This is a genomic window from Candidatus Ichthyocystis hellenicum, from assembly GCF_001460935.1.
In the GTDB taxonomy this organism is placed as follows: domain Bacteria; phylum Pseudomonadota; class Gammaproteobacteria; order Burkholderiales; family 2013Ark19i; genus Ichthyocystis; species Ichthyocystis hellenicum.
Genome location: NZ_LN906597.1, coordinates 210,674 through 223,352, shown reverse-complemented (window position 1 = coordinate 223,352; position 12,679 = coordinate 210,674). Strand labels below are relative to the sequence as shown.

Annotated in this window: 12 protein-coding genes and 1 tRNA gene; 7 read left to right on the top strand and 6 right to left on the bottom strand. The window is 39.8% G+C overall.

Features of this window, described 5'->3' with window-relative positions:
• Positions 1–9 precede the first annotated feature (9 nt).
• The 6 genes from sctR to sctC all read left to right on the top strand — a co-directional run bounded on the left by sctR (position 10) and on the right by sctC (position 5,772).
• Complete coding sequence (gene sctR, locus Arg41_RS01020) at positions 10–660, top strand: type III secretion system export apparatus subunit SctR (protein ID WP_092342673.1); 651 nt, start codon at positions 10–12, stop codon at positions 658–660.
• A 14-nt stretch (positions 661–674) separates the two neighbouring features.
• On the top strand, positions 675–947 hold the full coding sequence (gene sctS, locus Arg41_RS01015) for a type III secretion system export apparatus subunit SctS (protein ID WP_092342671.1): 273 nt from the start codon (positions 675–677) through the stop codon (positions 945–947).
• Between the two features lie 13 nt (positions 948–960).
• Positions 961–1,758 (top strand): type III secretion system export apparatus subunit SctT, encoded by a 798-nt coding sequence (gene sctT, locus Arg41_RS01010; protein ID WP_092342669.1) that lies wholly within the window; start codon positions 961–963, stop codon positions 1,756–1,758.
• A gap of 12 nt (positions 1,759–1,770) precedes the next feature.
• Positions 1,771–2,856, top strand: coding sequence for a type III secretion system export apparatus subunit SctU (gene sctU / locus Arg41_RS01005; protein ID WP_092342667.1), 1,086 nt, complete (start codon positions 1,771–1,773; stop codon positions 2,854–2,856).
• A complete protein-coding gene (locus Arg41_RS01000; RefSeq protein WP_092490417.1) occupies positions 2,840–3,238 on the top strand; it encodes a type III secretion system chaperone family protein in 399 nt (132 codons plus the stop codon). The genes sctU and Arg41_RS01000 overlap by 17 nt, the downstream gene beginning before the upstream one ends.
• A gap of 119 nt (positions 3,239–3,357) precedes the next feature.
• Positions 3,358–5,772: a type III secretion system outer membrane ring subunit SctC gene (gene sctC, locus Arg41_RS00995; RefSeq protein ID WP_092342663.1), complete on the top strand. Its 2,415-nt coding sequence runs from the start codon at positions 3,358–3,360 to the stop codon at positions 5,770–5,772.
• Here the strand turns inward: sctC and pth are convergent.
• The 4 genes from pth to Arg41_RS00975 all read right to left on the bottom strand — a co-directional run bounded on the left by pth (position 5,762) and on the right by Arg41_RS00975 (position 8,128).
• Entirely contained in the window at positions 5,762–6,367 is a 606-nt protein-coding gene (pth, locus tag Arg41_RS00990; RefSeq protein WP_092486484.1) for an aminoacyl-tRNA hydrolase, read from the bottom strand. The two genes, sctC and pth, sit on opposite strands and share 11 nt — an antisense overlap.
• A gap of 8 nt (positions 6,368–6,375) precedes the next feature.
• A complete protein-coding gene (locus Arg41_RS00985) occupies positions 6,376–7,020 on the bottom strand; it encodes a 50S ribosomal protein L25/general stress protein Ctc (protein WP_092342659.1) in 645 nt (214 codons plus the stop codon).
• A 23-nt stretch (positions 7,021–7,043) separates the two neighbouring features.
• Complete coding sequence (locus Arg41_RS00980; RefSeq protein WP_172792642.1) at positions 7,044–7,997, bottom strand: ribose-phosphate pyrophosphokinase; 954 nt, start codon at positions 7,995–7,997, stop codon at positions 7,044–7,046.
• A gap of 55 nt (positions 7,998–8,052) precedes the next feature.
• Positions 8,053–8,128 (bottom strand) — tRNA-Gln (locus Arg41_RS00975).
• Between the two features lie 681 nt (positions 8,129–8,809).
• Here Arg41_RS00975 and Arg41_RS00970 point away from each other — a divergent pair.
• Entirely contained in the window at positions 8,810–10,774 is a 1,965-nt protein-coding gene (locus Arg41_RS00970) for an alpha/beta fold hydrolase (protein ID WP_172792641.1), read from the top strand.
• A 362-nt stretch (positions 10,775–11,136) separates the two neighbouring features.
• On the opposite strand, the gene ispE is transcribed toward Arg41_RS00970, so the two are convergent.
• Both ispE and Arg41_RS00960 read right to left on the bottom strand, forming a co-directional pair.
• Positions 11,137–12,048 (bottom strand): 4-(cytidine 5'-diphospho)-2-C-methyl-D-erythritol kinase, encoded by a 912-nt coding sequence (ispE, locus tag Arg41_RS00965; RefSeq protein WP_092486481.1) that lies wholly within the window; start codon positions 12,046–12,048, stop codon positions 11,137–11,139.
• A complete protein-coding gene (locus Arg41_RS00960; RefSeq protein WP_092490416.1) occupies positions 12,045–12,659 on the bottom strand; it encodes a hypothetical protein in 615 nt (204 codons plus the stop codon). The genes ispE and Arg41_RS00960 overlap by 4 nt, the downstream gene beginning before the upstream one ends.
• Positions 12,660–12,679 lie beyond the last annotated feature (20 nt).

Below are 12,679 nucleotides of genomic sequence, written 5' to 3'. Positions count from 1 at the left end.
GAGTGTGTTATGGGAAATGATCCCCTCGTACTGGGTCTTATTTTTTCCGCATTATCGCTAATTCCATTTTTAGTGGTTTCGTCCACTTCTTTTCTTAAAATATCGGTTGTTGTTAATTTAGTGCGTAATGCTATTGGTGTTCAACAGATACCGCCAAATGTTGTTGTGTATTCGCTTTCGTTAATTTTGAGTGCTTATGTAATGGCACCGGTTGCTACGAAAATATACGATGAAGTTATTGTTCCTGGCACTTCAATAACACGTAGTTATCCCCAGTTTTTGCATGCTTTTAGGACGTCGGTTGAACCTGTTCGTCACTTTTTGAAGGTCAATTCATCTCCTCATCAAGTGTTATTTTTTTTCTCAACAGCTAAACGTCTATGGACGAAGGATGCGATGGGGGATACTAAAAAAACTGATTTTATTATTCTCATTCCTGCTTTTATGGTTACTGAGTTGGTTGAGGCTTTTAAGATAGGGTTCTTGCTTTATTTGCCGTTTCTTGTGATTGATTTGGTCATATCAAATCTTCTGCTTGCAATGGGTATGATGATGGTTTCGCCTGTAATGATTTCTTTACCGATTAAGTTATTGCTTTTTGTAATGGCGGATGGTTGGACACGTGTTGTACATTCCTTAGTTGTCAGCTATGCCCAATAAAAAGAAGGACTTTTATGGAAAATGGTAGCAGTTTATCGCACTATGTTATGCAGGCTTTGTATATCATGTTGTTGATCTCTATGCCTCCGATTGTTGTGGCGTCTGTGGTTGGTGTTTTGGTTAGTATTTTTCAGGCCTTAACCCAAATTCAAGAGCAGACTCTTAGTTTTGCTATCAAACTCGTTGCTGTTGGCGCATGTTTGTTTTATACCTCTGGTTGGATGGGAACAATCGTGTATCGATTTGCTGTTGAAATGTTTAATAATTTACCTGTTTTGATTAAATAAGTGATTGATAATAATGCCTATAGAGAAATCACTGCTCTTGCCGGATCTATGGCATTTTTTGTTGGTTTGGGCTATTACCCAAGGTCGCTTGTACGTTTTTTTTTCCTTTTTTCCTGCTTTTAGTGGTACCAACTTACCTTTTACTGTTCGTACAATTGTCAGCATGGCTTTTGGTCTTGTTTTGATTCCATATTTAATTCCAATGATCCCATCTCATTTGGATGGGGGAATGGTTTTTTCCATGATGTTAAAGGAAGCTTTAATTGGTCTTGGATTGTCATTCATGTCTGCTATTCCATTCTGGATTTTTGAAGCTATGGGGTTTTTTGTTGATAACCAAAGGGGTGCTGGTATTGGTGGTCTTATGGATCCACTGACTGGTAATGAGTCCGCACCTTTTGGACAATTTATGCATCAGTTTTTTATTGCAACCTTCTTTTATGTTGGTGGAATAAATGTTGTTTTGGGAATGGTTTACCAGAGTTATACAATTTGGTCCGTAATGGAACCGATGCATCACCTAAATTTGTGGGGTGCTAATGTATTTGGATCGGAGCTTAATCGATTAATGTATCAGGGGTTATTGTACGGATCGCCAATTTTGTTGGCTATGTTTTTAGTTGAGTTGGGATTGGCCCTTATCAGCAGGTTTGTTCCTCAGATACAAGTGTTTATTTTGGCAATGCCATTAAAGACTGCTGCCGGATTTTTTGTAGCTATTCCGTACATGATGTTTTTAGAACCTCACATTTTGGGTGAAGTGTCGAGAATGGGATACATTTTACATAAAGTATCTTTGGCTTTTATTTAGGAATGTGAAAATATGGCAGAGCAAGGCGGTGAGAAGACCGAGAAACCGACCCCTAAGCGGCAACGAGATGCCCGAGATGAAGGTCAAGTTGCATACAGTAAGGATTTTAGTGCGACAATTTTGTTTATTGCTATTTTTTCTTATTTTTTGGCCAAAGGATCAGAAATATTTCAAGAAATGACGGTATGGGTAATTCGTGCTGTAGATTATGTTGATCAACCATTGCAATTATCATTATCTACCCTAGCCCCAGCGATAGTTTATCGGGCGATTGTCATGGTTATTCCAATTGTGCTGCTGGTTATTTTTTTTGCGTTACTTTCAGATATATTACAAGTGGGTTTCAAAATTTCTCCTAAGGCGATGAAGATACGTTTTGAGAAATTTAATCCTGGTGAGAATTTAAAGAATATTTTTTCTAGAAAGAGTTTTGTTGAAGTTATTAAATCCATTGTTAAAATTTCTATTTCTAGTTATGTTGTTTATTCATTAATTAAGGCCAATCTTCCGCAGATGTTGCTTATTCCGAATGCAGATTTGGAACATGCGGTTATGATTTTCAGTGAGCTTGTTAAAAAATTTACCATTATTATTGCACTGGTTTATTTTGTAATTGCTATTTTTGATATGATTTTCCAAAAAATGAATTTGCAAAAGCAGTTAATGATGTCTATGGATGAAATAAAAAGAGAATTTAAAGAAATGGAGGGAGATCCTCGTATTAAATCTAAGCGGAAGCAATTGCACCGTGAGATGATGTCAAATAGATCAGTTAAGAGATCAAAACAGGCAAACGTTGTGGTTACTAACCCTACACACTTGGCAGTTGCACTATACTATAAAGAAGAAGAAACACCTTTGCCCATGGTAATTGCAAAGGGTGTGGATGAATTAGCATATGCTATGGCAGATGCTGCTCGTGAATCTGGAGTTCCTGTTATTCAAAATGTACCTTTGGCACGCTCCCTAATGGAGCGTGTTCCGGTTGATGAGTACATTAGTAGCGATTTGGTTGAGCCAGTAGCAGAGGTAATACGTTGGGCGGATGATATTAGGAAGAGGTATAAGGAGGTAATTGATAGTGACTCTATCGAATGAATTTATTAAGACCTTTTTGAGTCAGAGGGATATTGAGTCTACTCATTCGGAAGAAGATGGTGGTGTTGTCTGCATATTTGATAAACGATATCGTGTGCATATTACTCCCCTGGCATTTGATCGTATTTTATTGCGTTCATTTATAACTTTTTTCCCTGCTCAACAGTCTAAGAGAGAACTATTTATACAAAAAGTGTTGAAAGTGATGCAGGCTAATTTATTTACTACTCAAACGTCTTTGTTTTGTGATCCAGATCAACAAGCCATTTATGCTCAGTGTGATGTTTTTGATATTACAGCAGTTGATAATCTGGAGTTTGGCTTAGAAGGTTTTTTGAATGCAGTTGATTTCTTTAGACAAATTTTTAAAGATGATCAGTAGAGCAATTAGGTTATAAGGGTTTATTAATAATAAGTAGTACTCTTAGTTAAACTAGATGTCTGGTATTTCCAATTTTCTAGTATTTCCAATTCCATGTTGTTTAGTGTAAGGCGGGAATCATGTCTGTTTTTTCGAAGCGCCTTTTTGTTATTGCAGTCATAGGAATTTTTGGGAGTTTTCATTCTTTTGCTGGCCGTGTTACTTGGCCAATGGATTCTTATAGTTACTACGCCAATAATTCTTCGTTGAAACAGGTTTGTGAAGATTTTGCTGCGGGCTTTGGTCTGTCTGTTCGCATTACTCCCAAACTGCATGGTGTTTTGTCTGGGAGATTATCTACGAGTAGTCCCACGGCATTTTTGAATCGTCTTTCCAGCATGTATGGTTTAACTTGGTTTGTTGATTCTGGAATTCTGTACATCAATTTGGCTGAAGAATCTTCTAGTCGTTCTGTTCGAGTTCCTAGCGGGACAGCTCCACAAATTTATCAAGCGCTTATGAGTTTAGGAGTGCTTGATCCACGTTTCGGTTGGGGAATATTGTCAGATCAAAATATTGTAATGGTGTCTGGTCCGCCGCCCTACCTGGATTTGGTAGAACGTACGATTAAGGCGCTTCCTATTGTTGCCGGAGGGATGCAGATAGCTGTTTTTAAAGTAAAAAATGCTTCTGTTGTTGATAGAACAATTTATTATCGTGATCATCAAATTACATCTCCTGGTTTGGCAACAATTCTTCAACAATTGCTTACTAATGCTAGGGATGAGAAGTTATCAGTGGCACAGAGTCCAGAGGTGCGGCGAGATGCTCAACAGCTTAGGGATGCTATATCAAATGCTAACCATGGGGTTAGTTCTGATAAATCTCCTTCTTCTGGCGCAAGCAAGGGGAGGAGACCAGGTGCTAGTAAAACAGATATGGTTCATCCTAAGTCATACAGTGGTCCCTCCATTCAGGCTGATCCTCGTACTAACTCCCTGGTTATTAGCGATTTGCCAGAACGTATTCCTATGTATCAAAAGCTCATTAAAGAGCTTGATATACCTATATCATTGATTCAAATTCAAGTAACAATTATTGACTTGAATACAACACACGATAGGGAGCTGGGGGTTAACTGGTCGGCAGGGTACGATAATGCTGCTGTATCACGTGGTTTATTGCCAGGAGGTATTAGTGAAAGTGATATCGGCCTTGCTTTTGCACCTAAAGGAGCGAGTGTCAATCCAACAACTTTAGTTATGCAGTCAGCGCGTTATTTCTTAGCTAAAGTTAGGATGTTGGAGGGCAAAGGTGATGCTACGGTGCAATCACGGCCATCGATTTTGACCACAGAAAATACAGGTGCTGTTCTTGATTATAGCGATACTTTCTATATTCAAACGACAGGGGAGAGAGTGGCTTCTGTAACTCCGGAGACAGTTGGTACAGCTTTACGAGTTACACCGCACTTAATCCAAGATGGTTCGCAAACTGGTATTAAGTTGACAATAGATATTCAAAACGGATCTATCTTAGACAAAAAAATAGGTTCTTATCCTGTTATCAGGAATAGTACTGTTAGTACAGAGGCTATTGTTCATGAGCATGAAAGTTTGTTGATAGGTGGTTTTTATTACGATTTCAATGAAACCGGTAGTGAAGGGGTTCCTTTCTTGAGAAATTTACCAATTATTGGCCACTTATTTACTCATTCTCACCGTAATGTTCAAAGGCGTGAACGAATCTTTTTGATTCAACCAACTGTTTTGGATCCATCTCGTGTTATGAATCAACCAGGTGCCCAATCTAGAGATGAGGTTGTTCCGGCTGAAGATGTTATGTTGCCCGATAAATTGAAAAAACAAGTTATGTCGTCGCGAAAAAGTTTTTCAGTAGAATCACTTGATACTCCTAAGAAGGAATTGGATCAAGACAAAAAAGAGGCTATGGTTCCTCAACGAGGTCACGTGTTTTCTTCACGGAAGCGATCTTCTAAAAAGCCAGAGCACAAGGTTCTCACTCATTTCAAGCGATATCACTCAGCTGGTGATTATTCTCACAAGGATTGGTTTGATGAGAGGGCGAGTAATGACCACAGAAGAACTTGGTCTAAGTCGCCAGAAGTTTCTAGTGATCGTTCTTACAATTTGGAAAATATTGAGGATAAGCAACATAATGATCTTATGTTGTCTGAAAAAAATCATGATGATAAATCCTACGACCATGTCTTGTCTTTCTTGCGTGCTCATGGGGATGGACACGTGAAAGATGACTGCCCTGGATGTGGTAATGTTCCTCCTCCAGCTCAGTCCGATAAATTGTCGACAGATAATGATTTGCCAGTGGTGAAACATATGCTTGTTGTGCATCCTGATATCAATACGGAGAAAGAGGTAACGGCTAAATCGAGTAAATCAGATGTAGATCATTCCTATGACTATGAGTTGTCATCATCAGAAAATTGCGAAGCATCGGAACATCAGGTGGTTGATGCAGAAAAGGATTACGGCAATAATCACAAAGTTTTTGCCAACCCTATTCTTAATCTGTAGCAGGTGATTTGCAATTTTTGTGCAGGGATGAGATTGCTTGTTCCAGTTGGCCGTTTTGTATGATATTCCAGTAATTATCGAAGAAGTGTTGTGCTGTTTGGCAAATTTCGGTGCTTTCCTGGTGCGAAAAGCGCCCGAGAACGAAATCCGTTACAGTCTGGTTTTTGATTATTGGACGACCTATTCCTACTCTTAGGCGCCAAAATTTGGCCCCTATCTCATTTATGATATTTTTTATGCCGTTGTGTCCAGCGCTTCCTCCACCAAATTTTATTCTCAGTGTAGAAAACGGCAAATCTAGCTCATCATGTATAACAAGTATTTGCTCGGGAGCTATGCGTTTGAATTTTGCTAACTTACAGACCGCCGTGCCGGATAGATTCATAAAAGTTTGTGGCTTCATGAATACCAATCCCTCGCAAGCCATGATGTCAGAATCGAAACGAGGCTGACTCGAGAAGGACATAGAGAGCTGACGCGACCACTCATCAAGCCAAACGAAACCGATATTATGCCGAGTCTGCGCGTAATTACGCCCTGGGTTGCCCAAGCCAACCACCATTCGGAAGTTTTTGGGGTAGGTTGGATCAGCCACGATTCGTGCTACTTTTTAGCTGAGCTTTTTGATGAGGCAGATGGTTCTGCTGCTGCTGCAGTAGTTGCAGTATTCGTCTCATCAGCACCGCTTGCAACAATGGTAGCTATCGGCAAGTCTTCACCTTTCGTTAAGCAGGTTGCTAGTACGTTTTCTGGTAGGGAAACGTCGGATACTAATATAGACCTGGATGCACGTAGCTCCTGTAGGTCCACAACCAACTTGTTAGGTAGATATTTAGGTAGACACTGAATCTCCAGTGAGGTCATGACGTAATTTACTATTCCTCCATCAATTTTTACTCCGCCACAGGTTTCCGCGTTAATAAATTCAATAGGCACGGATATAACTAATGCTTTATCTTCATTTACCCGTTGAAAATCTATATGGTAAATCTCAGATTTGAATGGATGCAGCTGATAATCTTTGAGCAGGGCTGTCTGTTTTTTTCCATTCATTACGAGAGTAATTAAAGAGGCGTAGAAAGACTGGTGACGCATGTTCTTAGCTAGTTCTACATGGTTTATAAGTACGGGTACATTGTTTCCGCCAACACCGTAAATTATCCCGGGGACCATACCATTGCGCCTGAGTTTTTTCGAGGCAGTTCGCCCGAACACGGTTCTTTCTTCGACAGAAAGTTCAAATAACATAGTTCTCTCCTTTGTTCTATATGCTAGCTGCTAAATAGGGTGCTAACGGATTCCTCTGCATGGATTCTAGCTATTGCCTGAGCTAGCAACTTAGCTATAGAAATCTGCTTGATTTTGGTACATCTCTTCGCGTCTTCACGAAGTGGAATCGTATCTGTTACAACTAATTCGTCAAGGCATGAATTGGTAATAGTGTCGATTGCGTTCCCAGAGAGAACTGCATGGCTACAGTAGGCAAGTATCCTTTTAGCGCCACGGTTTTTCAATTCTGATGTTCCCCGACATAGTGTTTGTGCCGTATCAACCATATCATCAATGATGATGCACGATCTTCCATGCACGTCCCCAATAACGTTCATTACATCTGCTTTGTTATATTCGGTTCGTCTTTTATCGATGATTGCTAGATCACATGACAACAATTTGGCAAAAGCACGTGCACGCAAAACTGATCCCACATCCGGAGCTACAACTATAGTGTCGTCAACTGTCCTGCTGCGCATATCGTCCAATATAACCGGTGTTGCATAAATGTTGTCAACAGGAATATCGAAAAAACCTTGAATTTGGTCCGCGTGCAAATCAACGGTTAGTACTCTGTTTATGCCGGCACAAGTTAACATATTTGCAACAACTTTGGACGAAATAGGAACGCGCGCAGATCGAGGCCTGCGGTCCTGGCGTGAATATCCTAGGTAAGGAATAGCTGCTGTTATGCGTCCAGCAGATGCACGGAGCAAAGCATCAGCGAGAATGACAACCTCCATAAGGGTATCATTTGTTGGGTAAGATGTTGATTGTAATATAAAGACGTCGTGTCCGCGCACGTTTTCACAGACTTCTACGACAACTTCACCATCAGAGAAACGCCCCACTGTGGCACGACCAAGCTCTACCCCCAAACAATCAACTACTGATTGGGCTAGCCATGGGTTAGCAGTGCCAGTAAAAATCTTCAAACTTCCCTTTTTAGACACAGATCACCTTGAGAAACTCTGATCAAACAGCCACTGCATTGACCAAATAAACTGATGGCTGGGGTGGAAGGATTTGAACCCTCGCATGTCGGAATCAAAATCCGATGCCTTAACCACTTGGCTACACCCCAGTCATTTGATTGCAACTAAGTACATAAGACGATAATGATAACCAAACTATTCAAGTATTCCTAGTGACGGATACTAGATTGTTTAATTTTACTCCAAAAACGGCAGACCAAACACCTTTTTGGACATTGTATCAAAAAGGATTGGGCAGGTTGTTGGTCATAGTGCTTTATTTTTTTACATTAGGAATAGGATATGTCATTTCCTGTACACCATTAAGTGTCAATTTTTACCATATTAATTACTACATTTATTGAATTTATATGTGATAAATATGTTAGTGCAGAGGGTATTGTTTTTACTATTTGTTTGATAACTAGTAGCCTCGGTTAGCATTTTGTATTGTCTGCTGCTATGGATAAAAATATTGTTAGTGCAAATTTACGTGACTTGGATATCTTGGATATTTTGGATTTTCCAACTACTACTATATTGGCTTATGCTGCAAATATTTTTGTTTATTTAGTTTGCATGATTTCTATATAGGATATTTATTTTCCATTAATGATTCGAAACAGAAATCGTAGTTGAGTTGGTTGTTTTTGCCCAAAAGACAGAGGCATAATAATTGATGATTGTCATAGTTGTAATTCCCAATTTTTGCCACACTAATCCGTTAGTTATTAGACTTAAATCTACAACTGTAGTACTGTGAGTAACTAATTTTACCGTGTTACGGCGGTTTGTTTGGCTTGGTAGTTGATCTTTGTTTATTTGTTCTTTCTGTTTATGCAAATGTTGTTGTGAGTTCGTGGGTGTTTTGTTGTCTCTACTTGTATGGGGTGATTGTTTTGAATATCGGTCGGTATGTGGTTCGAATTTGTTTTGTGGTACTGTTAAGCTTGGGTTTAAGAGGTGGGGTTGTTTTTGCCCAACCTGCTTGTTTACTCATCTACAATGATCCAGTGGGCGGTGTTAATAATGTTCCTGTTAATCACCAAGTAACTGTTTATTATCAATCATATATTCCTAATATTTGTAAAAGCATGGTTGAGATGGAAACGTACCCGGGAGGTGATATGGTACCCCTTCGTATTGTTTCCAGTCGCGAGTGGAATGGGGTAGTGGGTGGCAGGCACGTGATTTGGGGAAGAGTAGTCGTACAACCCAAGGATGGGTTCATATATGGTGAAGGTTATAGCGTTATATTCGATGGTAAAGGGGTTTCTAATTTCAGGGTAAGTACCAGTAATTACAGCGCAAGAGGTCATTTTATATCCTCCCGAGATCTTTTCCTAAACTTTAAAAATTTTCCAAATGTTTCTGTGGTGACTCCGGATCTAGTAAACAACATGTTTGAGGACATTGTTACGGGTCTGATTGCTTCGAGGAAAAATTATTTACCTGATGGAGATTCCAAATTTTTCTCCAACTATATTGATGATATTACTAACCTGAAGTCGTCTTCTGCTGGTGATGGTTCTAGGCTGAGTGATTATAACGTCATGGGTGAGTTGGCAGATATATTTTATAATTTTGATAGTTATCAAAAACTTGTGAGCTATAGGTATGGGGGCAGTTTTGGTGATCAAATAATTTGGCAGGGATTGATTTATTATCTTAGAAGGCAGTTTCCTCGTTTATTTTCGCCTGATGCGATGTACCCTGTTAAGTTAAAAAAAATAGTGTACTCATCTGTATCTCCTAATGGTCGGCCTGTAAAATTGTCTTCTGTCTTGATTTACCCAGAGGGCAATATTTCTTCCCACCCTTATTTAGTCAGTATTCACCATCCTACTATGCCATCTAATTCTGCCCAAACAGATGGTGATACGATAGATGTTTTTTTGGGAGTGTTGTTGGCTTCACGTGGTAATGTGGTAGTGATGTCGGATTTGTTGGGTCACGGAGTAACTTCTGGTGAGATGGAACCTTACTTGATTTCCTTGCCGGTTAATTATGAATACTTAGACGCTCTTGAGGCGGCAGAGCAGTATTTTAGAGAGAACTTTGGTTATGATATTGCCAAGTTACCTCTTGCGTTGGTTGGGTTTTCTCAGGGAGCGCATGATGCCATGGAGTTTAGTCGCTTTATGGGTGAGCATGGTAGGCATAAGTTGTCTCATCTGATGGCTCTGTCTGGTCCTTACGATGTTCATAGCACAATTATGGGGGCCGCTTGCGTTGTTTCTGGAAGTAGGCGTTGTTCTGGAGGGTATGCGAAATCCTACATCGGATATGAAGGTGGTATTCACCAATTCGCTTACAAAATTGTCCAAGCAGCAGTTTCTTACCGAGGTCTTCATGAAGGTACAATGAGACAATTTTTTGATGAGAGTGGTAATGTTAGTTCTTTGGCTGCGAGATCATTTTATTCTCACGGAGATTATCCAATACTGCATAATATTGCTGCTATGGGTTCTTTGCCAGGTAGCGATGAGCGCTTTAATAGCCCAAATTTGAATGTAATGCTATACCACCCAGAGGGGGACCGAATTGCTCCTGCCCAAAATACTTTTGATACCATCGAATTTCTGCGTTATCCAGGTAATGTTTTGTTGTCTGTGAAGAAAGGTGATTGTAGAGAAGGGTCTCTTTTGTCGAAGTTTGTAAGGAGTTTTTGGGTACGATTCAAGGGAGATATTTTGGCTTCTCATGTTGTATGTTTGCCATATTTTTTTAATGATGTTTTGGTTGAGTTGGGGTAGTTTTTGTGTGTAGCAATTTGTCTAAGGAAGTTCCAGGTCTTGCTGTGCGTAAAGTGGTCGTTTGTTGATTGGAAGTTGTTATTTCCCCTTGTTTTCCACGTGTGCTAGTTGTGCTCATGATAGGTGTTTGCAGGTAATTTTATGATTACCTATGATAATTGATGACATCAATTATCATAGTGTTTTAATCAGAAAGTGGGTTGATACATTACCTAACGGGGTTGTTTTCCCGTTTGTTTTTACCCGATGCCAATGCACCTCATCTCTGTTAGGTTGAAAAGGTAGTGTACTAATCTATGTTTGCCCATGTCCTGCCAATAAAGGTATCTTCAGATTTTTCTTTGTGCGACTTTATGTTTGCATTACTTTTTTGATGAAGCCATTGATGAATTGAGATAAAAATTGTGAGACATGTGGTAATGAGGATGTTGCCTCAGTATCTTCGTTACGAATACATCTCCCAGCTGGCTTGTTTTCGGATTTCTAGCTATTTCTATTGCTGTTTCTAGTTTTTCTAGTAAACAAAATATGCTGCCCCCAGATCCACTGATTTGAGGGATACCCCAGTTGCTTAACCATGTTTTGGCGTCTTTGATGTTAGGGTGTAGGTTCAGAACGGTTTCTTCTAAGTCGTTGCCATGTTGATAGGCTTTTTTATCGAATAATTGGTAAATTTTTCCTCGGGGTTCTTTCAGGTTTTCATAGATTGTTGCTGATGTAACATGGATTCGTGGTGCTATTAGGATGCAGTATTGTGGTATGAGGAAGTTATTGTCCGGGATTGTTTTGATTATGCCCCCTTTTTCAATTCCCCAGCTGGGTTTTCCTGATATAAAGAACGGTACGTCTTGCCCTAATTGCAGGCCTATGTGCTGAAGTTGTTGGTTGCTGATATTTATTTCCCACAATAAGTTTAGTGCTATTAGAGTTGTTGCGGCGTTTGAACTTCCTCCTGCTAAACCAGATCCTGTTGGGATAGCTTTTTTCAGCGAAATACGGCAACCTCTGGAGGTTCCAGTTTTTTCTTGCAACAACTTGGCAGCTTTGTACGCTAAATTATTTGTTGCTGAGCAATTAGTAGGGAGTCCTTGTACATCAATGTGTATGTTTTTACTTCTTGTTACGTGGTAGCTCATGGTGTCGCACAGTGTAATGTTTACAAGCCCTGTTTGTATTTCGTGGTACCCATCTGAGCGTTTGTTTACGACGTTTAGGAACAGGTTAATTTTTGCTGGTGACCACCATCTGTTGATGTGATATTTGCAGTCGTTCATCTGTCTACTGAAAGGCTTATGTTTACACCTGGTACCGATATTTGAACTATTTTTTTCACAATTTTCTGCGAGTCAGTTGGTTGTTGTATGCAAACTAGCCACTTGTTTTCCAAGAAACACTTGCGCTTCCTATTATCGGTGTCCATGAATATTGCATGTTTTTCATCGTAAGGGTGACCCTTCACCCACGATAGGGCAGCCGCCATGGATGTACTTATACCGAAATTAGTCCGCATCCAATCTCTAAATAATTCTACACGTGGTGGTTTGCTGCCGCGACGGAAAAATATTTTATTGCCAGCCACAACTACATCGGCAAGCAGATCATTACTAGGAGAAACGATGGTTACACGATCATCATGACTTCCATGAATAATCTTTATTTTTCCAGTAACAATGCCACGGTAAGAAACTGCAGTTACACTCCCAGATATTTCATATATCGGGATCGACGAATCTGTTACTGCAGGAGAAGATACTTCTGGTCCATCGAATGTAGAATGGATTGGTTGGTTAACAAATGTTCTGTTACCCACTGATACGCACGCTGAAAGCGCAAAAACCCAGCCAATCAATAACAATCTCTGAAATAAAACTCCTATCTTGTCCATGGATAGTCCTTTTTTCCAGT